Source organism: Nocardia sp. NPDC050697, assembly GCF_040654395.1.
Taxonomy (GTDB): Bacteria; Actinomycetota; Actinomycetes; order Mycobacteriales; family Mycobacteriaceae; genus Nocardia.
In genome coordinates, this window is sequence record NZ_JBFAHY010000014.1 from 13,543 (window position 1) to 33,641 (window position 20,099).

Consider the following 20,099-nt stretch of genomic DNA (forward strand, 5'->3'; position numbering starts at 1 on the left):
CCCGAGTCTGTCGACCTCGATGAGCACGGTGGAACGGTACCACCGGCTCAGTAGTCGCGGCCGGTGAGTCCCCGGTAGACGAAGCGGGTGAGGGCGTCTACGGCCTCGGCGTCGCCGAGTTCGACCGTGCCCTCCTCTACCGCGTCCAGGAGCGCCTGGACCAGCAGGAACATCATGGCGAGGCTAGCGTCGGTGGTACTCGGGAGCCGGAGCCCGGCGGCCTCGAACCCGGCGACGTGGTCGGCGATATCCGCGCGCTGCGCCCGGGCGAACTCCGCCACCCGCCGGGCGAAGCCCGCGTCCACCAGCGCCGCCTGGTTCACGGCGCGCAGTACCGGGGCGTGCGCGCGGGCGAAGCGCCAGTAGCTCTCGACGTGGTAGCGCACCGCGTCGGGGTCGGCGAAGTCCGGGGTGTGGCCGGCGCTCTCGGCCGCTCGGTCGCCCTGGGCCGCGAGGTCGGCGAGCAGGGCGGAGAGCAGCTCCTCCTTGCTCGCGAAGTGGTTGTAGAAGGAGCCGGCGGCGCGGCCCGCGGCGGCGGTGATGTCGGTGATCTTGGTGTTCAGGTAGCCGCGTTCGGCGAAGAGTTCGCGTGCGGCGGTCTTCAGCGCCTGCTCGGTCTCGGCCGCGCGCTCCCTGCGGCTGCCCGTCATCGCACACCTCCTTGACGGCACAAGCTACCAATCACCATACTGAACTCAGATTCACTGAATATTGATTCATCGGATGGAGTTCGCCGTGCAGCCTGTCGTTCTGATCGCCGGAGGCGGTCCCACCGGCCTCACGCTCGCTGTCGATCTGGCTCGCCGGGGTATCCCTGTGCGGGTGATCGACCGGAATCCCGCGTTTCCGGTCGGGTCGCGCGGGGACGGCATCCAGCCCCGCACGCTGGAGGTCTTCGACGACCTGGGGGTGCTGGCGGCGGTGCTCGCCGAGGGCGCGCCGGGGCCGGTGCTGCGCGCCTACATCGGCGGGCACTTCGCGGGCGAGCACCGGATGGCCGAGCCGGTGCCGCCGACCCCGGCGATTCCGCACCCCAATGCCCGGTTCCTCGCCCAGGACCGCACCGAGGCGATCCTGCGCGCCCGGCTGGCGGAGTTCGGGGTCTGGGTGGAGACCGGGACCGCGCTGATCAGCTTCACCCAGGACGCGACGGGCGTCACCGCCGAACTCGAGCACGAGACGGTGCGCGCCGCCTACCTGGTCGGCGCGGACGGCGGGCGGAGCACGGTGCGCAAGGCGCTCGGCATCCCGTTCGACGGCAGCACCGACGAGAGCTTCCGCATGCTGCTCGGCGATGCCAGGGCGGATGCGCTCGACCACACCTTCGGCCACTGGTTCGCCGCCGATCCGGAGCGCCCGATGGACGGCCTCGCGCTCACCCCGCTGCCCGGGGGGCGGCACTTCCAGATCGCCGCGCCGCTCGGCGCCGAGGTCGAGCCCGGTCTCGCGGCGTTGCAGGCCGTTCTCGATCGGCATCGCGGCGGGGTCGAGGTCGAGCTGAGCGAGCTGGACTGGGTCACCGCCTGGCGGCCCAATATCCGGCTGGCCCGGCGCTTCCGGGAGGGGCGGGTGTTCCTGGCCGGCGATGCCGCGCACACCCATCCGCCGACCGGCGGGCAGGGGATGAACACCGGCATCCAGGATGCCTACAACCTGGGCTGGAAGCTCGCGGCGGCGCTCGACGGGGACTCCAGTCCGCTGGATACCTACGAATCCGAGCGGCGCGCGGTGGCGGCCTCGGTGCTCGGATTGAGCACCGAGCTCCTCACGAGCCTGCGCGATGGGCGCGAGGAGGCACTGGAGCGCGGGGAGAACACCAGGCAGCTGGATATCAGCTACCGCTCCCCGGCGGACCCCGCCCGCCTCGCGGTCGGCGATCGGGCACCGGACGCGCCGCTGCGCGACGCCGACGGGCGCGCGCTCCGGCTCTTCGACCTGTTCCGCGGCCCGCACGCCACACTCCTCTGCTTCGGCGCCACCGGCGCACTGCCCGAGCTGCCGGGGACGCGGGCGCACGCGGTGCTGCGAGCGGGGGTATCACGGGCTGGTGCGCACGTCGTAGACGCGGAAGGGCACGCCTTCGCGGCATACGACGCAATCGACGGCGAGCAGATCCTCATCCGCCCCGACGGCTACCTGGGCGGGCGCACCACGGCCGCGCCCGAGGGGGTGTCCGCCACCATCCGCGCGGGAGAGCGGACCTGAACCCGCAGCGCCCCGGTCTCGACTCCGGAAAACGCCGATTCCGGCTCAGCGCCGGGACGGGCTCCGCGTCACCGCCAGGACCCACGCCCCTCGGCCCCATTGGCCGCGGGCACTACGTCCTGCGAGGACATGTCGGCCCCGAGCCCCTTCTCCACCGCCGCCGTGCGAATCGCGTCCACCACGATCAACAGCGCGGCGCGCCGGGCGGTATTGGTGCGGTAGGCCAGCGACACCGTGCGGGTGAAGACATCGGCCAGCGCCACGATGTCGACCCCGGGCGGGCGCAGCGCCAGCCCGAGGTCGGAGACGAGCGTGACCCCGAGCCCGGCCGCGACCATCGCCATGGCGGTCGCCTGCTCCTCCACCTCGTGGTCGATCCGCGGCTGCACCCCGGCGGACTGGAAGGCCAGCCGCACCGCGTGCCCGAAGTGTGAGCGCGCGGGCGCCAGGATCCACGGGTGCTCGGCGAGCTCGGCGAGGGTCACTGTGGCGGCGCTTACCATGCCCGCGGGCACGCAGCCGTAGAGCCGCTCGACCGCGATCACCGCCCGCTCCAGCCCGCGGTCCCAGGTGACCGGGGAGTTGGAGTAGTCGAGGACGAAGGAGAGGTCGAGCGCACCGTCCCGGACGGCGGCGGCGGTGGCCTCCGGCGGCAGCTCCCTGGTGCGCACCAGGATGCCGGGGTGCGTGCGGGCCAGCGTCTCCAGCGCGTCCGGGAGCAGCCCGGAGGCCACCGATGCCCACACGCCCGCGGTGAGTTTCGCCGTCACCGACTCACCGGCATCCTCCAGCGCCTGGGTGGCACGCTCCACCGAGGCCAGGATCTCCACGGCGTGCTCGGCGAGCAGCAGCCCGAGGTCGGTGAGCTGCACCCGCCGCCCCCGCCGCTCCAGCAGCCGCGCCCCGACGTCCCGTTCCAGCTGCGCGAGCTGCTGCGATACCGCCGACGCGGTGTAGTGCAGCGCGCTCGCGGCGGCGGTGATGGTGCCGCGCCGATGCAGCTCGCGCAGCATGCGCAGACGCGCCAGCGACAGGTCCATGAACCGAGCCTAGGTCTTGTGCAGGAACCGTGAACACTGCCGTGAATGAACCGTTAATAGACGCGCGGCCCGCATCGGCCGCACGCTGGGGGTACCGGGCACGCGCCATCGACAGCGACGACGACGTCCGGGCGGGGTACAACGACAGGCTGGGATTTCCCCGTGGCGACCGAGTTAAACGCGCGATGAGGAGGTGGTTCTCCGTGACCACGATGCAGAACCCGGCCGGGGGCACCCCGGAGATGACCAGCACCGCCACGGCGCCGGCGGCGCGGCCGCTCGCCCCCGCGGCGCTGCGCCCGCAGCCGTACATGCGGCTGCACTGGACCGATTCGGTCACCGGCGCGGTCGGCTACCTCGTCGTCCACACGCTGCGCGCGGGGCTCGCCACCGGCGGCACCCGCATGCGCGCGGGCTGCACGCTCACCGAGGTCGAGGATCTGGCCCGCGGCATGGCGAACAAGACCGCCACCTTCGACCTGCCGATCGGCGGCGCCAAGGGCGGCATCGACTTCGACCCCAAGGATCCGCGCGCGCTCGGCGTGCTGGAGCGGTTCTGCGAGGCCATGCGGCCGTGGATCGACGCGCACTGGGTCACCGCCGAGGATCTCGGTGTGCCGCAGCACCTGATCGACGAGGTCTTCGAGAAGCTCGGGCTGGGCCAGAGCTACCACGCCGCCATCCGGCGCGCCGCCGACCCGGCCGCCACCCTGGCCCGGGTCCGCGCCGGGCTGAACGCCGCGGTCGACGGCGGCTTCCTGCTCGGCGACGTGATCGGCGGCTACGGCGTCGCGCACGCCTGTCTCGCCGCCGCCGTCTCCTGGGGCCGCTCCCCCGCCGACACCACCGTCGCCATCCAGGGCATCGGCACCATGGGCGGCGCCGCCGCGCACTACCTGCACGAGGCGGGCATGCGGGTAATCGCCCTCGCCGACGCCGCGGGCACCCTGCACTGCGCCGACGGCCTCGACGTGCCCGCGCTGCTCGCCCTGCGCGACGGCTACGGCGAGATCGACCGCTCCCGGCTGCCCGCCGGCGTCGAGCAGCTGCCGCGCGCCGCGGTGCTCGGCACCGAGGTCGACATCCTGGTCCCGGCCGCCATCTCCTACGCCATCACCCCGGACAACTCCTTCGACGTGCGCGCGAAGGTCGTGGTCGAGGCCGCGAACGCCGCCACCACCCCGGAGGCCGAGGCCATGCTCGCCGCCCGCGGCATCCCGGTGCTGCCCGACTTCGTGGCCAATGCGGGCGCGGTGGCGTGGGCCTGGTGGCTGCTGCTCGGGCTGGTCGACGACAACCCGGAGAACTCGTTCGACCGGCTGCGCACGATCATGCACAGCAAGGTCGCGCTGCTGCTCGCCGCCTGGGCGGACCAGGGGGTCACGCCGCGCGACACCGGGCACCGCTGGGCCGACGAGCCCGGCACCGCGGTCACCGCGGTCGTCATCCCTTGACCTTCGGCCCGTGGTGCGGACCCCGCACCACGGGCTCAGCTCAGGATGCGGTCCACCCGGAAGCTGCTGCACCCGCTGCCGTTCACGGTGCCGCGCATCAGCTGCTGCGTTCGCTCGGTGGCGACCAGGTCGACCATCTCGTAGCCGCTCGGGTGCTCCAGCCAGCGGACACGGGTGAAGGTGACCCGCTCCCCGTCTACGGTGGCGCGCATCTCGAACCGGCCCGGCCGGGCAGCGCCATTGGTGACCAGCGGGTAGAAGGCGAACTCGGTGCGGCCGTCCGGCTCGACGGTCAGCGTCAGCCCGGTCTCGCCCTGCGCGCAGGTGTACGAGCCCACCCACTCACCGGGAACCCCGCGCAGCTCCGGTACCACCGGTCCGGTGCCGGGGGCGGCGACCGGCGTCCCCGGCACGCTCCGCCCGCACCCGGACAGCGCCGCGGCCGCGAGCACCGCGACGGCCAGAATTCTCGTTCTCCCACCCCACACGGGCGGCAGACTACCGCGCCTCGCCGTGCTTGACCCGCAGCGCCTCCCGGCGCTCGGCCGCCCGCGCGGCCCGCCGCTCCCGGCTCCCCGCGGATCGCCGGGGCGCGGCGGGTTCCGGCGCCGGGCGCGGACGCCGGTGCGCGGGTGTCGATTCCTCGGAGACGTCGTCGAGGTCGATGTACCGCACCGAGTCGACGACGAGGTAGATCGGCAGCACGAGAACCGGCCAGAAGAACCCCGACGGGTGGAACCCGCCGAACCCGATGCCAGCCGCGGAGGCGAGGAACACGACCCCGACCACCCCGTCCCGAATGCGCCGCGCCGGGGGCAACTCCCGGATAGCTACGGCCAGTGCGACCAGCACCAGACCGCTGATCACCGTGAGAACGACGAACGGTGTCACCGTGAACCCCTCGCTCGGACGCGAAACAACCGCGTGATCGGAACGGAGGACCCTAACACGGCTGTGCGAGAACGGATTCGGTCACATCGTCGATGTCGGAGCACTCCGGTACCCCTGTCGACCCGGGCGGCGGAGTTCGGCGGAATCGACTCCCGCTGATTCGGCCAGGACAGCACGGCGATATGGGGTGAATCGCGTCATCTGGCTGAGCCGAGCGACGTCGGCGATGCTGTGCGATGGGTCCGCGAACACCTGGACGGACCGGCGACGGCATGGTTCGCCGAGCGATCCGAGGTCGCCGGTCTCGTGTCCATGGCGGGGACGATCAGCATCACCCGTACGGGCGCGGAGATCGTGCTCCCGGCCCGGCTGCGCGCCACGGTGGCGTTCTGCGCGGCCACCGGTCAGGTCGAGGCCGCGGCAGATCTCGCGCGGCGGTACCTGTCCAGGAGCGAGCTCTCCCCGGTGGACACCCACGAGCGGGCCACGGCCTTCGACCGGACACTGCGGGAACGATTCCCGGCGTACGCGGCGGCCCGCAGCGGCCGACATTGACCTTGGCGCGGCGGCGTCGACCTCGGCGAAGGTCAGGGTGGCGACCGGCGCCGTGAGGTCCGGCGTGATCCCGCGGGAGTAGTACACAGTCCCACGGGAACGTTCACCGGATGCGCCTCTTCCTGTCGACGGAACCCCACGACCGAACGATCGCTCATCGACCACCGGTGTGGTGCGGATTCCCCCGACAACAGGGGGAAACGATCGCTAGGCGGCCTCGACGATGGCGAGCGCGAGCGCCTCGTACCTGGCGGCGAGCTGCTCCGCCGTCATGGGGCCGTCGCCGCGCCACCACATGCAGATGGACTGGCCCATGCTGATGATGCCGCGGGTGGCGTCCAGCGGGTAGCCGGTGCCGAAGGCGCCCTCCTCGACGCCGCGCGTCACGACGTCGCGGAAGAGCGCCTCCTGCTCGTCGCGGAGCGCGATCACCAGGTCCCGGCCGGGTGGCTCCAGGCTGCGCAGCTCGGTGGCGGCGACGACGGCGTCCAGCCGGTGCGTGGTGTGGAAGACCACCCAGGCCCGCACCACCGCCCGCAGCTGCCCGGCGGGTGAGCCGTCGGCCCTGACCACCGCGGTGCGGGTGAGCGAGAGCGCCGCCTGCAGCGCGCGCACCATGATGCTCTGCAGGATCTCCTGCTTGGACTTGAAGTGGTGGTAGATCGAGGCGACGGTGATCTCGGCGCCCGCCGCGATATCCCGCATCGACGTCCCGTGATAGCCGCGCTCGTTGAACAGCCGGATCGCGGAATCCAGGATGGCGTCCCGCCCGTTCGAGCCCCGTGGCGCCGCAGCGCCCTCGGCCACGCGCATCGCGCCTCCCGTTCGACCTCGTCGTGACCGCAACAGCGTAGTCGGTTCTTCACAACGAACGCGGCCAGACCTACGAGCCGCAGACGAACGATCGTTCGGAATCCAGCCGCCCCGGGTGTGAAGCTGCGCTCGCCGATCACCTCCGCCGGGCGCGACGGCACAATAGCGATCGTGTTGCTCTCCGTTCTCGGGCCACTGCGCGCCACCATCGCCGGCACCGCCGCCGATCTCGGCGGACCGCGCCAGCGCGCGGTCCTGGCCCGGCTCGCGATCGCGGGCGGCGAGGTGGTCTCCACCGACCGGATCATCGACGATGTCTGGGGCGGCGCCGATGTGCCCGCCAGGGCGCTGGCCACGCTGCAGGTGCACATCTCGCACCTGCGCCGCGCGCTTGAGCCGGAGCGGCCGCGCCGCACCCCGGCCGCGGTGCTGGTCAGCGCCGCGCCCGGGTACGCGCTGCGGCTGCCGCGGGAGGCCGTCGACGCCTGGCACTTCGACGACCTCGTGCACCGCGCGGCCGGGGCCGAGCCGGCCGAGCAGCTGCGGTTGCTGGACGCGGCGCTGGATCGCTGGCGGGGCGGCGCCTACGCCGAGGTGGCCGACGAGCCGTGGGCGGTGCCCGAGGTGGCCCGGCTGACCGAGCTGCGGCTGCAGGCCGTGGAGCTTCGTGCCGAGGCGCAGCTGGCGCTCGGCCGCCCGGCCGTGGTGGTGGCCGAGCTGGAGCGGCACCTGCACGAGAACCCGGGCCGGGAGGGCGCGGTGCGGCTGCTCGCGCTCGCGCTCTACCGCTGCGGCCGGCAGGGCGACGCGCTCGCCGCGCTGCGCCGCACCCGCGAGCACCTCGCCGACGAGCTCGGCGTCGACCCCGGCCCGGCGCTGCGCGCCATGGAGGCCGACATCCTCGCGCAGGCCCCCGCGCTCGACCCGCCCGTGCCCACGCAGCCGCCACCCCCAGCCACACAGCCGCCCGGTGGACAACCGCTGTCCTCGCCCACGGCCACACAGCCGCTCGCCCCGCCCACCGGACAACCGCTGTCCACGGCCGCGCGGCCGCTGCCGCCACCCGCCCCGCGGCCGACGACCGGGCGCACCGCACCGGCCCCCCTCGGCCGCGATGCCGAGCTCGGCGTCATTGCCGCGGCGGCGAGCGACGCCGCCGCGCACGGCGCCCGGATCGTGCTGATCGGCGGCGATGCCGGGGCGGGCAAGACCGCACTGGCCGAGGCGGCGGTGCGCGCACTCACCGCCGACGGCTGGCGGGGCAGGCGCGGCCGCTGCCCCGAAGTCGCGGGCGCACCACCCGGCTGGGCCTGGGCCGAGGCGCTCGGCTCGGATGCGCTGCCCGGCGGCGCCGCGCCCAACCCGTTCGAGCTCGGCCGCACCATCGCGGCGGCGCTCGGCACCGGCCGCACCGCGATCCTGCTGGACGACGTGCACCGCGCCGACGACCTGACGCTCCAGCTGCTGCGCCAGGTGGTCGCGCTGCTCGCCGAGCAGCCGGTGCTGGTGCTGGTCACCTACCGCCCCGGCGAGCGCGACGACGAACTCGACGCCACCATCGGCGCGCTGCTCGGCAGCACCGCCGCGCACCTGACGCTGCGCGGCCTGGACCCGGCGGCGGTCGCGGCGCTCGCCGCGCGGCACGGCCTCGACGAGGCCGGGCCGGAGCTGCTGGCCATGGTCGCCGAGCGCACCGGCGGCAACCCGCTCTTCGTCCGGGAGCTGGCCCGCCTCATCGCCGCCGAGGGTGCGCGCGCGGCGGGCACCGCGGTACCGGCGGGGGTCAGGGAGGTGCTGCGCCGCCGGGTCGCCCGGCTGCCCGACCCGGTCGCGACCACGCTGCGCCAGGTCGCGGTGCTCGGCCGCGAGGCCGACCTGGACGTGCTCGCCGAGGTCGCCGGGCGCGACCCGGACGACCTGCTCGACGCCCTGGAGGCGGCGGTGCTCGCCGGGCTGCTGGACGAGCCCGCCCCCGGCCGGGTCCGGTTCACGCACGCCCTGGTCCGCGACACCCTCTACGACGACACCCCGCTGCTGCGCCGCGCCCGGCTGCACACCAGGGCGCTCGAGGTGCTCGGCGCTGACGCCGACGCCGCCGTGCTCGCCAGGCACGCCTCGGCCGCCGCGGGCCCGGCCACCGCGCAGGACGCCATCCGCTACCCGGTGGCCGCGGCCCGCGCCGCCGAGCGGGCCGGGTCCTGGCGCGAGGCCGCCGCCCAGTGGCGGGACGCGCTGCGGCTGCGCGAGCTCGCGGGCAGCCGGGCCGCCGGCTCCCCCGCCGAGCTGCTTGCGGCGGCGGTCCGGGCGCACGCCCGCGCGGGCGACGCGGTGCGCGCCCGCACCATCTACCTGGACGCCATCGCCGCGCACCCGGAGATCGCCGTGCTCGCGGCGTGGGACGCCCCGCTCATCTGGACCACGCGGGACGGCCGCGACCCCGCGCACACCGCCGTCGCCGCGCTCCGCGCCCGGCTCGCGGGCGAGCTGCCGGACGCGACCAGGGTCCGGCTGCTGCTCGCGCTCTTCCGCGAGCTCGAGGGGTACGCCGAGGCCGAGAGCCAGCGGGTGAGCGCCGAGGCGCTGGCGCTGGCCCGCACCGTGCCGGATGCCAGGCTGCGCTGCGCCGCGCTGAACGTCAGGGCGTACGCCGCGCTCGGCCCCGACCTGCGCGCCGAGCGCCGCGCGGTGGCCGAGGAGTACCTCGCGGTGGCCATCGAGGCGGGCCAGATCGACCACGAGGCGGTGGCGCACTGGCTGCTCTTCCTGGACTCCGCCGCGCACACCGACCTGGCCGGGGCGCGCGCCGAGATGGAGCTCGCGGTAGCCAGGTCCACCACCGGCCAGCTCGGCATCCTGCTCGCGGTGGTCGCCATCTTCTCCGCGCTGCTGGAGCTGCTCGCCGGGCACGTGGACGCGGCGCTGGCCAGGTACGCCGAGGTGAGCAGGGCGCTGGCCGAGCACGGCGCGCCGAGCGGCGCCGCCATGGCCACCGTCGGCCGGATCGGCGCCGCCGTCGCCCGCGGCGACCTGGCACACCTGCGCGACGAACTCACCGCGGTGGACGCCGCGCTGCCCGGAATGATCACCGACGCACTGGTACTGGCGCTGCTCGACGCCGGGGACGAGGCCGAGGCCCGCCGGGTCTGGGCGCACCGCCGGCCGATCGACCGCAACTACTACTGGCTCGGCTTCACCACGCTGCGCGGCCACGCCGCCGCCCGGCTCGGCGACACCGCGACCGGCGCGGAGATCTTCGCCGAGCTGCTCCCCTTCGCGGGCCGGATCGCCGGGCTGGACTCCGGCACGCTCTACGCCGGGCCGGTGGACGCGGCGCTGCACGCGCTCTCCGGCGACCCCGCCTACGCCCGCTCGGCCGCCGAGCTCACCGCGCGGCTCCGAACACCAGCGCCTCCCGGCGGCGGAACGGCACCGGGAGCAGCTTGATCATGAGCGCGACCGGGATGCCGCCCTCCCGGCGCGCCTCGTCCAGCTCGGCGCCGGTGCTGACCGCGAGGATCCGCGGAACCTCGAAGCTCATCTTGCCGCCGCGCTTGCGGATGGTGGCCTCGACCCGGTTCCACTCCTCGTCCGAGACGTACCGCTTGATCAGCGGGACGATGGTGCGCTCCTCGTCGGTGACGTGCTCGCGCACGGTGTCGCGCAGGTCGGCCAGGTCGGCGGCGAGCTCGGGGGCCACCGTGCGGGTGTCGCGCAGCGCGGCCGCGCCCGCCCGGACGCGGTCCAGCCTGGGGTCGAGCTCGGCGTGGTCGTCGCTGAGCTCGGTGAGGTCGACGTGCGCCCCGGCGGCGCGCTCCAGCACCGGCCAGAGCACCTCGTCCTCGGCGCTGTGGTGGTGGTGGATGCTGTCGCAGAAATCGGTGAGGTAGGCGGCGACCGCGGCGGCGCGCCTGCGCTCCAGCGGGGCGCCGGTGAGCTGGGCGGCGAGCGCGGCGCAGCGGTCGAGATCGCGCAGCATGGCGCGGTGGGCGAGGAGCAGGCCGTTCGGTTCGTTGTGCATGACCACACCGTGCGCCCGCCCACCTGCGGCGCACCTAATCCGCACTTAACGAGTGCCAGGGTCGCCGGAAAGTCCGTGTGCACTACCCATATGCTGGATCCCGTTGGGCCGCTTGCCCGTCTGCGGTATACCTCGATGGCCCACCTTTTTCGACGCACAGGGAGAATTCAGGTGTCCGACGGCCAGCCCGACCTGGGTATCAACGTGGCACATCCGGCGCGCATGTACGACTATTTCCTCGGTGGCAAGGACTCCTACGACGCGGACCGCGAAGCCGCCGAGAAGGCGCTGCGGGAGTTCCCCGCGGTGCGGCTCACCGCCCGCACCAACCGCGAATTCATGCGGCACGCAACGCGCTACCTCGCCGGGCAGGGTATCCGGCAGTACCTGGACATCGGCACCGGCATCCCGACCGAGCCCAACCTGCACCAGGTGGCGCAGGAGCTGGCCCCGGAGTCGCGGGTGGTGTACGTGGACAACGACCCGATCGTGCTCGCGCACGCCAGGGCGCTGCTGGTCGGCACCCCCGAGGGCCGCACCGCCTACATCCAGGCCGACGCCTCCGAGCCGCGGTCCATCCTGGACAAGCTGGGCGACACCCTCGACCTCAGCCAGCCGGTGGCGGTCTCGCTCATGGCGACGCTGCACTTCGTGCCCGGCGACGTCTACGAGCACGTGCGCGCCTACCTGGAGCCGCTCGCCTCCGGCTCCTACCTCGCCATGTCCTACGTGACCACCGATTTCGACGACGGCCCGGACGACCCCAAGGGCATGGCCCGGCTGCTCCAGGTCTACAAGGACCGCGGCATCACGGTGCGGCCGCGGAGCCGGGACGAGGTCGCGCGGTTCTTCGACGGTCTCGAGCTGGTCGAGCCCGGCGTCGAGGTGATCCACCGCTGGCGCAACGAGGGGATCGCGCACCCGAAGAGCCACGACAAGGCGGTCTCGCTGTACGGGGCGGTCGGCCGCAAGCCCTAACATCGGCGCCGTGGAGTTGCGGCGCAGGCTCGGAGTGTTCGACGCGGTCGTGATCGGCCTCGGCGCGATGGTCGGAGCGGGCATCTTCGCCGCGCTCGCCCCCGCCGCCGCGGCCGCCGGCTCCGGGCTGCTGCTCGGGCTGGCGCTGGCGGCGGTGGTCGCCTACTGCAACGCGACCTCGTCGGCGCGGCTGGCCGCGCGCTACCCGGAGTCCGGCGGCACCTACGTCTACGGCCGGGAGCGGCTCGGCCCGTTCTGGGGGTACCTGGCGGGCTGGGGTTTCGTGGTCGGCAAGACCGCCTCCTGCGCGGCCATGGCGCTCACCGCGGGCACGTACCTCTGGCCGGAGCGGGCGCACGCCGTCGCGGTCGTGGCGGTGCTCGCGGTCGCCGCGGTGAACTATCGGGGAATCCAGAAGTCCGCGCTGGTGACCCGGGTCATCGTCGGCATCGTGCTGGCCGTGCTCACCGCGCTCGTCGCCGTCGCCGTGCCGTCCGCCGAATTCGACCGGCTCGCACCGTTCTCCGGCACCACCCCCTACGGCGTGCTGCAGGCCGCCGGGCTGCTGTTCTTCGCCTTCGCCGGGTACGCCAGGATCGCCACGCTCGGCGCGGAGGTCCGCGATCCCGCGCGCACCATCCCGCGCGCGGTCCCGCTCGCGCTCGGCATCGCGCTGCTCGTCTACACCGCCGTCGCGGTGGCCGCGCTCACCGTCCTCGGCCCGGACCGGCTCGCCGCCGCCACGGCCCCGCTCGCCGAGCTGGCGAGCGCCGCCGGACTCCCCGGGGCAACCCCGGTGATCCGGGCGACCGCGGCCCTGGCCGCGCTCGGCTCCCTGCTCGCGCTGCTGCTCGGCGTCTCCCGCACCGCCTACGCCATGGCCGGCGACCGGCACCTGCCGCCCGCCCTGGCCGCGATCCACCCGCGCCACCGGGTTCCGCACCGCGCCGAGCTCGCCGTCGCCGCCGTGGTCGCGGTGCTCGCCGCCTGCACCGACCTGCGCGGCGCCATCGGCTTCTCGTCCTTCGCCGTGCTCGCCTACTACGCCATCGCCAATGCCGCGGCCTGGACCCTGCGCCCCGGCCTCGTCCCCGCCCTCGGCCTGGCCGGCTGCGCCGTGCTGGCCGTCGCCCTTCCGCCCGCCGCGATCGCGGCGGGCGCGGGCGTGCTCGCGCTCGGGGCGCTGATCTACGCCATCCGGGTCAGATATTGACCCCGTAGTCGCGGGCGATCCCGGCCAGCCCGGAGGCGTACCCCTGCCCGATGGCGCGGAACTTCCACTCGGCGCCGCTGCGGTAGAGCTCGCCGAAGACCATGGCGGTCTCGGTGGAGGCGTCCTCGGAGAGGTCGTAGCGGGCCAGTTCGGCGCCGGTGGCGCGGTCGACGACGCGGATGAAGGCATTGCGCACCTGGCCGAAGGACTGCTGCCTGGCGTCGGCGTCGTGGATGGAGACCGGGAAGAAGATATTGGTGATGGTCGGCGGGGTGCCCGCCAGGTCGACGTTGATGGTCTCGTCGTCGCCCTCGCCCTCACCGGTGAGGTTGTCGCCGGTGTGCTCGATGCTCCCCTCCGGCGACCGCAGGTTGTTGTAGAAGATGAAGTGCTGGTCGGAGAGCACCTTCTGGTCGGAGCCGGTCGCGAGCGCGCTCGCGTCGAGGTCGAAGTCGACGCCGGTGGTCGACCGGACGTCCCAGCCGAGCCCGACCGCGACCGCGGTCAGATTCGGCGCCTGCTTCGACAACGACACATTGCCGCCCTTGGCCAAGCTGACACTCATTCGTGAACCCTCTCGCATCGCCGGAAAAGCCGTCTCCCCGTCGACAGTAGCGGGGCCGTGGCGGGCGCACCGGTTCCGGCGCGAACCGGTCCGCTCTGCCCGGATCATCCGGCCGGCGCCCGGGTCACGCAGCGCGGAACGGCCCCATCCGGTTCCGCCCGGATGGGGCCGCCTGTCCCCCGGCCGCTCCGCCGGGCGCTGTTCGCTCCTACTTGGCCGGGGCCGGTGCGGGAGCGTTGATCGTGCTGAAGTACTGGATCGCGGCGCCGATCGCCACCGGCGCGGTGATCAGGATCTGCCCGGCCAGTGTGCCGAGCGCGCCGATCGCCAGGATCCCGCCGATGCAGCCGATGGCCGCCGCCGGGACGAACGGCCCGAAGAGCCCGACGATGGTCGCCGAGGCCACGGTCGCCCCCGCGATCCCGCCGAGCACACAGCCCGCCGCGCCGCCGATGAGCCCGCCGACCAGCGTGCCGACGGTCGCGCCCACGGTGATGGTGCTGGTCAGCCGCGACCACGCCGCCTGCTCACGGTCGAACTCGTTCTTCCACGGCGCCTTGTCCTCGTACGGCAGCGCCACCGGCTTGTACACCGCGAGCGCCGCATCGATCTGCGGGGTCAGCGTGGCGGTCCGATCCGTGATCTGCGCGGCGATCGGGAACTCGAACTCATCGATCCGGAAGGTGAGCGGTGCCCCCGCCACCACCGTCCCGTCCGCCGCCTTGATCTTCAGCGCGGCGTCCTCGACGACGAGCGACCCCGCATCGATGCTGATGACGCTCTGGGTATCGGTGGCGTAGGCGGTGAAATCCACCGTGTTGTCCCCGGCCGGGGCCGCACCGGCGCTGCCGGTGGCGATCCCGCAGGCGGCGACCAGCCCCGCGGCCACCGCGACGATCTTCCTCATCCTGATATGTCCTCTCGGTTCACCCGGCTACCCCGATCGGAGCGCGGGAGGTTTCGGCGCACCACGAATCCGCCTGTCGCCGAAGTGTTTCGGCGCGGATCGGGTGCGGGTCTAGGGAGCTACGGGAACGCGGGCGGCTTCGCGCGGCGCCGGACGCCCGCGCCGCCGCCCGGGTATGCGCGCCAGCACCGGCGCCAGCCCCAGCCGCACCAGGCTGAGCACCCCGTACGGCAGCACGAAGATGAACAGGATGAGCGCGGCGCCGTAGGTGATCCCGGCGGCGGACTGGTCGATGTCGGCGGTCCACTGCGGCACGTACACCACGAAGCAGGCGCCGAAGAGCACGCCCGGCACGGTGCCGAGCCCGCCCACCACGATCATGGTGATGAAGGCGATGGCGAGCGGCAGCCCGAACGCCTCCGGCCCCACGTACTGCACCACCCAGCTGTAGAGCACGCCGCCGACCCCGGCGAGCGCCGCGCTGAAGGCGAAGACCGCGGTCTTCGTCCTGGTCGCGGGGATACCGAGGGTGGTGGCGACCGCCTCGTAGTCGCGGATCGCGAGCAGCGAGCGCCCGACCCGGCCCGCCGCCAGCCGCCGCACCACCAGGTACGCGACCAGCGCCACCGCCAGGCACAGGTAGTAGACCCACTGGTCGCGCGCGAGCCCGGTGCCCGCGGGCGCCTCGGCGCCGAAGACATTGATCCCGGCCTGCCCGTCGGTGACGTGCTCGAACCGCTTGATCACCGCGGGCGTCACCAGCGCCAGCCCCAGGGTGGCGAGCGCCAGCTGCAGTCCGTGCAGCCGCAGCGCGGGCAGCCCGAAGAGGTACCCGGCCAGGTAGCAGAGCACGAAGGCGAGCGGCGGCAGCAGCGGGTACGGCACGCCGTGGTGCTCCATGAGGACCGCGCTCAGGTAGGCGCCGAGCGCGAAGAAGAAGCCGTGGCCGAGCGAGATCTGCCCGGTATTGCCGGTGAGCAGGTTCAGCCCGAGCCCGACCACGATGTAGACGAGCACCATCGAGCGGTCGAAGTTCACGTACGGCGCGGAGACCAGCGGCGCCAGCGCGGCGAGCAGCAGCACCACCAGGAGCGTGCTGCGGGAGAGCCAGATCGGCGCATCGAGTTCGGCGCGCGGCCTGCGGAGCAGGTGCAGCAGTCTCATACCCGCGCCACCTTCTTCGCGCCGAGCAGCCCCTCGGGTTTCAGCAGCAGCACCCCGAGGATGAGGGCCAGCGCGACCGCCTGCTTGAAGTCGTGCCCGATCCAGGAGATATAGGTGCCCGCCAGGTTCTCCGCCACCCCCACGCAGAGCCCGCCGACGATCGCGCCGACCGGGCTGTCCAGCCCGCCGAGCACCGCCGCCGCGAAGGCGTAGATGAGCGAGGCCACCAGCATGTTCGGCTGCAGGAAGAGCTGCGGCGCCGCCAGCGAGGCGGCCAGCGCCCCGATCGCGGCCGCCAGCCCCCACCCGATCATCAGCATCCGCCCCACCGGCACCCCGATGAGCTGCGCCGAGTCCGGGTTCCCCGCCGCCGCCCGCATGGCCAGCCCGACCCGGGTGCGCTGGAACAGCACGAACATCGCCGCCGCGACCAGCACGACCGCCCCGACGATCACCACCGACTGCCTGGACATGACCACCGGCCCGAGCTCGAGCACCGGCCCCGAGGCCAGCGCCGGGAACTCCCGGCTCTGCACGCCCCAGATCCACCCCGCGGCGCTGTTCAGCAGCAGCATGAGCCCGAGCGTGATGATGACCAGCGGCATGTGGCTCGGCGCCCCGGCGAGCGGCCGGATCAGCACCCGCTCGGTGGCCGCGCCCGCCAGGAACGCCACCGCCATCGCCCCGAGGATCGCGAGGTGCAGCGGCGCGCCCCACTGGTGGAACTGCCACGCGAAGAACGCCGAGAACATCGCCATCTCGCCCTGCGCGAAGTTCACGATCCCGGAGGCCCGATAGACCAGGACGATGCTGAGCGCGAAGGCCGCGTAGAGCGCGCCCCAGGTCAGCCCGTCCACCACTTGTTGCAGAAACACCTGCATGATGCGAAAACTCCTGTGCTCAGTAGCCGAGGTAGGCGCGGCGCACCGACTCGTCGTCGGCGAGCCCGGCCGCGGCGCGCTGCGCGACGACCCGGCCCGCGTCGACCAGCACCGCGGACGATCCGATGGCCAGCGCGAGGTGCGCGTTCTGCTCGACGACCAGGATCGTGGTGCCGGTATCGGCATTGATCCTGGCCAGCGCCTGAAAGACCTCCTGCGTGATGCGCGGCGCCAGCCCCAGCGACGGCTCGTCCAGCAGCAGCAGCCGCGGCCCCGCCACCAGCGCGCGGGCGATGGCGAGCATCTGCTGCTCGCCGCCGCTCAGCCCCGCCGCCTGCTGCCCGCGCCGCTCCCGCAGCCGCGGGAAGAACTCGTACCACTGCTCGATGGCGCGTGCGGTGGCCGCCGCCGAGGTGGTGAAGCCGCCGATCCGCAGGTTCTCCTCGACCGTCAGGTCACCGAAGGTGCCGCGCCCCTGCGGCACGTGCGCGATGCCGAGCCGGGCGATCCGGTCGGTCCGCAGCCCGGCGATATCGCGGCCGTCGAAGACGATCCGCCCGGTGGTGTGCACCATGGCGCAGATCGAGCGCAGGATGGTGGTCTTCCCGGCGCCGTTCGCCCCGAGCACCACCGTCACCGCACCGGCCTCGACCTCGAAGTCGATGCCGTGCAGCACCTCCGCGCTGCCGTAGCGGGCGTGCAGCCCCGCGACGCTGAGCAGGTTCACGCCGCACCGCCCAGGTACGCCTCGACCACTTCCGGGTGCGCCGCCACCGCGGCGGGCTCCCCCTCGGTGACCTTGCGGCCGAAGTTCAGCACCACCACCCGGTCCGAGATCGCCATGACCATGGCCATGTGGTGCTCGACCAGCAGCACCGAGAAGCCGCGCTCGTCGCGCAGCGCCCGGACCGTCTCGGCCAGCTCGAGCACCTCCTCGTGGATGAGCCCGTTGGCCGGTTCGTCCAGCATGAGCAGCGCGGGCCGCTGCATGAGCGCCCTGGCCAGCTCGACCCGCTTGAGCGTGCCGTACGGCAGGTTCCCGGCGGGCTCCGCGCCGAGGTGCGCGAGCCGCATGGAATCCAGCAGCGCCCAGGCCTCCTCCCGTTCCCGCCGCTCCTCGCCGCGGGCCGGCGGCAGCCCGAGCGCGGTGCGCAGGAACCCGGCGCGGGTCCGCGAGTAGGCCCCCGTGAGCACGTTCTCCAGCACCGTCATGGTCGGGAAGAGCCCGATGTTCTGGAAGGTCCGCGCGATCCCCGCCGCCGCGATCCCGGCCGCGGGCAGCGCCAGCAGGTCGGTGCCGCCGAAGCTGATCCGCCCCGAATCCGGCTGGTAGAGGCGGCTTATGCAGTTGAAGAGCGTCGTCTTGCCCGCCCCGTTCGGCCCGATCAGCCCCACGATGTGGCCGGGTTCGATGGTGAACGACGGGCCGTCGAGCGCGACGACCCCGCCGAAGCGGAGCCGCACCTCCTCGACGCGCAGCGCCGCCGTCATCCTTCGGCGCCGCGGCGGACCACCGCGTCGTAGTGCCAGCTGCCGCCGCGGAAGGTCATCGGGGCCATCGAGGTGATGACGTACGGGTACTCCGGCGAGCCGCCGAAGGTGACGCCCTCGATGGCGAGATCCGTGGTCACGCCGTTCAGGTTGCGAACCGCGTCCAGCAGGTCGGCCCGCGTGCAGCCCTGCATCTTCCGCAGCGCCGCCACCAGCAGCTGCGCCGTGTTGTACCCGGTCGAGGCGATGGTGTCGGTGCTCTTGATCGTGTTCTTGTTCCGCTCCGCGAAAGCCCGCCACTTCTGGACGCCGGGCTGCCCGTCGTGCTCACTGCTGCTCACGTCGTAGATCCAGTAGAAGGAGTGGACCCCCTCGGCCGCGCCCGGCCCGGCCGGGGCGAGCACGAAGTTGGTGTCGGTGGCGCCCGAGTAGATGTAGGTGTCCGGCTTCCAGCTCAGCTCGTTCGCCTTCTTCAGCGACTGCGTCACGAAGCTCGCCGTCGCGAAGTTGACGAACACATCCGCGCCCGAAGCGGCCAGATTGACGATCTGCGAGTCCACCGACGGCGTCGTCTGCTCGTACGACTGCTCCGCGACCACCTGCACCCCGCTCGCCTTCAGCGCCGCCAGGCTCCCGTTCCCCAGGCTGTCGTTCGGGTACAGCACCGCCACCTTCCCCTGCGGGTGGTCCCGGCGGATCTGCTCCGCCCGCTTCTCCACCTCCCACGTCGTCTGCGGATTCACCGCCCCCGCCACCACCGGGCGCTTGTCCAGCGTGGCGAGCAGCTCATCGGTGCCGGTCATCGGGAAGACCAGCGGCACCTCCCGCTGCGTCAGGTAGTCGACCACCGCCAGCGTCGACGCCGTGCCCACCAGGTTCTGGATGGCGAAGACCTGGTCCTGCTCCACCAGCGACCGCACATTGCCCACCGTCCGCGCCGGGTCGTACCCGTCGTCCTTGGCGATGTAGCTGATCTTCCGCGACTTCCCGTCGCCCATCTCGACGCCGCCGGCCGCATTGATCTCGTCGAACAGCGCCGTCGCCGCCGCGGCCTGCGGCCCCGCCACCGACTGCATGAGGCTGGTGCCGAAGGTGATCCCGGTGTCGGTGATGCCCGGGTCGCAATCGCCGGAGGCCGTCGCGGTATCGCGGCCGGCGCACGCGGTGAGCACGGCGGTCGCGCAGAGCGCGGTCACCGCCATGGCGAGCGTGCGTTTGGCGGTCACGGATACGGATGCGGTCATGCTGCCTCCTCGGCACATCGTCTTTGACGTGACAGTCATGTCAACTTGAAGGAGTGTGACCGGGGACACGAAGGATGTCAACCGGTCGGGTTTATTTGCTGTGGCCGACTTGTCGTCCAGCGCGGCGCGAATCGTGCGGGAAGATCCGCCGAGTCCCGAAGTCGATCGGGGCGCCGAGGGCGGCGTCGGTCGATCATCCCAGGTCGAAGGGCGATTTGGTCCCCGACCGCACATCCGATAATCTTGCTGGGCACACCGGTCCGGGTGGCGGAATGGCAGACGCGCTAGCTTGAGGTGCTAGTGCCCGTATAGGGCGTGGGGGTTCAAGTCCCCCTCCGGACACAACGCAAAGCGTCTAGACCTGCGATTACTTGGTCTACGTATGAATCGATACGATCTCTATCCCCAGGCAGATGCCTGCGGGGTTCCAATACGGGTTCAGCCGGCAGCTTCCTGAGAAACTGAATGCTCGGCAGCCTGGAATACCGCAACACCCGCCCAGTCGATCATCTGCGCTCAATCCCAGTGACAAAGGTTCCGGATCGAGGACAACGTCGTTTCCGTGAAACCGGAGGAACCACAAGCGAGCAGGCCGTCGGCATGCTGATGCTGCTGCACAGCGACCACAACGCCGAGCCACAGCGAATCCTGCACAGCCGCCGAAGGTTTCGGCAATGAAA

Annotated in this window: 20 protein-coding genes and 1 tRNA gene; 8 read left to right on the forward strand and 13 right to left on the reverse strand. The window is 72.9% G+C overall.

Features of this window, described 5'->3' with window-relative positions:
• Positions 1–47 precede the first annotated feature (47 nt).
• Positions 48–650 (reverse strand): TetR/AcrR family transcriptional regulator, encoded by a 603-nt coding sequence (locus AB0H71_RS32495; RefSeq protein ID WP_357028905.1) that lies wholly within the window; start codon positions 648–650, stop codon positions 48–50.
• 73 nt (positions 651–723) lie between these two features.
• Here AB0H71_RS32495 and AB0H71_RS32500 point away from each other — a divergent pair, with 73 nt between their 5' ends.
• Positions 724–2,205, forward strand: coding sequence for an FAD-dependent monooxygenase (locus AB0H71_RS32500; protein ID WP_357028908.1), 1,482 nt, complete (start codon positions 724–726; stop codon positions 2,203–2,205).
• 68 nt (positions 2,206–2,273) lie between these two features.
• Here the strand turns inward: AB0H71_RS32500 and AB0H71_RS32505 are convergent, their stop codons facing one another.
• Positions 2,274–3,245 carry a LysR substrate-binding domain-containing protein gene (locus AB0H71_RS32505; protein WP_357028911.1) on the reverse strand — a complete coding sequence of 324 codons (972 nt, stop codon included), beginning with the start codon at positions 3,243–3,245 and terminating at the stop codon, positions 2,274–2,276.
• A 242-nt stretch (positions 3,246–3,487) separates the two neighbouring features.
• Here AB0H71_RS32505 and AB0H71_RS32510 point away from each other — a divergent pair, with 242 nt between their 5' ends.
• Complete coding sequence (locus tag AB0H71_RS32510) at positions 3,488–4,699, forward strand: Glu/Leu/Phe/Val dehydrogenase dimerization domain-containing protein (protein WP_357029275.1); 1,212 nt, start codon at positions 3,488–3,490, stop codon at positions 4,697–4,699.
• Between the two features lie 35 nt (positions 4,700–4,734).
• Here the strand turns inward: AB0H71_RS32510 and AB0H71_RS32515 are convergent, their stop codons facing one another.
• Together AB0H71_RS32515 and AB0H71_RS32520 are read right to left on the reverse strand one after the other, a co-directional pair.
• Complete coding sequence (locus tag AB0H71_RS32515) at positions 4,735–5,187, reverse strand: hypothetical protein (RefSeq protein WP_357028914.1); 453 nt, start codon at positions 5,185–5,187, stop codon at positions 4,735–4,737.
• Between the two features lie 10 nt (positions 5,188–5,197).
• Positions 5,198–5,590 (reverse strand): hypothetical protein, encoded by a 393-nt coding sequence (locus AB0H71_RS32520; RefSeq protein WP_357028917.1) that lies wholly within the window; start codon positions 5,588–5,590, stop codon positions 5,198–5,200.
• Between the two features lie 312 nt (positions 5,591–5,902).
• On the opposite strand from AB0H71_RS32520, the gene AB0H71_RS32525 reads away from it, so the two are divergent.
• On the forward strand, positions 5,903–6,145 hold the full coding sequence (locus tag AB0H71_RS32525; protein ID WP_357028920.1) for a hypothetical protein: 243 nt from the start codon (positions 5,903–5,905) through the stop codon (positions 6,143–6,145).
• 207 nt (positions 6,146–6,352) lie between these two features.
• On the opposite strand, the gene AB0H71_RS32530 is transcribed toward AB0H71_RS32525, so the two are convergent.
• Entirely contained in the window at positions 6,353–6,958 is a 606-nt protein-coding gene (locus AB0H71_RS32530) for a TetR/AcrR family transcriptional regulator (RefSeq protein ID WP_357028923.1), read from the reverse strand.
• Between the two features lie 171 nt (positions 6,959–7,129).
• Here AB0H71_RS32530 and AB0H71_RS32535 point away from each other — a divergent pair, with 171 nt between their 5' ends.
• A complete protein-coding gene (locus AB0H71_RS32535) occupies positions 7,130–10,402 on the forward strand; it encodes a BTAD domain-containing putative transcriptional regulator (protein ID WP_357028926.1) in 3,273 nt (1,090 codons plus the stop codon).
• On the opposite strand, the gene AB0H71_RS32540 is transcribed toward AB0H71_RS32535, so the two are convergent.
• Entirely contained in the window at positions 10,341–10,976 is a 636-nt protein-coding gene (locus AB0H71_RS32540) for a hemerythrin domain-containing protein (protein WP_357028929.1), read from the reverse strand. The genes AB0H71_RS32535 and AB0H71_RS32540 overlap by 62 nt on opposite strands.
• A gap of 171 nt (positions 10,977–11,147) precedes the next feature.
• Here AB0H71_RS32540 and AB0H71_RS32545 point away from each other — a divergent pair, with 171 nt between their 5' ends.
• A complete protein-coding gene (locus AB0H71_RS32545) occupies positions 11,148–11,954 on the forward strand; it encodes an SAM-dependent methyltransferase (RefSeq protein WP_357028932.1) in 807 nt (268 codons plus the stop codon).
• A gap of 1 nt (position 11,955) precedes the next feature.
• Positions 11,956–13,167, forward strand: a complete 1,212-nt coding sequence (locus tag AB0H71_RS32550) for an APC family permease (protein WP_357029278.1) — start codon at positions 11,956–11,958, stop codon at positions 13,165–13,167.
• Here AB0H71_RS32550 and AB0H71_RS32555 read toward each other — a convergent pair.
• From AB0H71_RS32555 to AB0H71_RS32585, 7 genes are all read right to left on the reverse strand, one after another.
• Positions 13,157–13,732 (reverse strand): TerD family protein, encoded by a 576-nt coding sequence (locus tag AB0H71_RS32555; RefSeq protein ID WP_357028935.1) that lies wholly within the window; start codon positions 13,730–13,732, stop codon positions 13,157–13,159. The two genes, AB0H71_RS32550 and AB0H71_RS32555, sit on opposite strands and share 11 nt — an antisense overlap.
• 208 nt (positions 13,733–13,940) lie before the next feature.
• Positions 13,941–14,645 carry a hypothetical protein gene (locus AB0H71_RS32560; protein WP_357029281.1) on the reverse strand — a complete coding sequence of 235 codons (705 nt, stop codon included), beginning with the start codon at positions 14,643–14,645 and terminating at the stop codon, positions 13,941–13,943.
• 105 nt (positions 14,646–14,750) lie between these two features.
• The gene (locus tag AB0H71_RS32565) at positions 14,751–15,803 is read right to left on the reverse strand and encodes a branched-chain amino acid ABC transporter permease (protein ID WP_357028938.1); all 1,053 of its coding nucleotides are present in this window, start codon (positions 15,801–15,803) and stop codon (positions 14,751–14,753) included.
• Positions 15,800–16,684, reverse strand: a complete 885-nt coding sequence (locus tag AB0H71_RS32570; protein ID WP_357028941.1) for a branched-chain amino acid ABC transporter permease — start codon at positions 16,682–16,684, stop codon at positions 15,800–15,802. Before AB0H71_RS32570 ends, AB0H71_RS32565 begins: the two co-directional genes overlap by 4 nt.
• 19 nt (positions 16,685–16,703) lie before the next feature.
• Positions 16,704–17,411, reverse strand: coding sequence for an ABC transporter ATP-binding protein (locus tag AB0H71_RS32575; RefSeq protein ID WP_357028944.1), 708 nt, complete (start codon positions 17,409–17,411; stop codon positions 16,704–16,706).
• A complete protein-coding gene (locus AB0H71_RS32580) occupies positions 17,408–18,175 on the reverse strand; it encodes an ABC transporter ATP-binding protein (RefSeq protein ID WP_357028947.1) in 768 nt (255 codons plus the stop codon). Before AB0H71_RS32580 ends, AB0H71_RS32575 begins: the two co-directional genes overlap by 4 nt.
• The gene (locus tag AB0H71_RS32585) at positions 18,172–19,419 is read right to left on the reverse strand and encodes an ABC transporter substrate-binding protein (RefSeq protein WP_357028950.1); all 1,248 of its coding nucleotides are present in this window, start codon (positions 19,417–19,419) and stop codon (positions 18,172–18,174) included. Before AB0H71_RS32585 ends, AB0H71_RS32580 begins: the two co-directional genes overlap by 4 nt.
• 258 nt (positions 19,420–19,677) lie before the next feature.
• On the opposite strand from AB0H71_RS32585, the gene AB0H71_RS32590 reads away from it, so the two are divergent.
• Together AB0H71_RS32590 and AB0H71_RS32595 are read left to right on the forward strand one after the other, a co-directional pair.
• Positions 19,678–19,761 (forward strand) — tRNA-Leu (locus AB0H71_RS32590).
• A gap of 123 nt (positions 19,762–19,884) precedes the next feature.
• Positions 19,885–20,097, forward strand: coding sequence for a hypothetical protein (locus tag AB0H71_RS32595; protein ID WP_357028953.1), 213 nt, complete (start codon positions 19,885–19,887; stop codon positions 20,095–20,097).
• Positions 20,098–20,099: the final 2 nt, after the last annotated feature.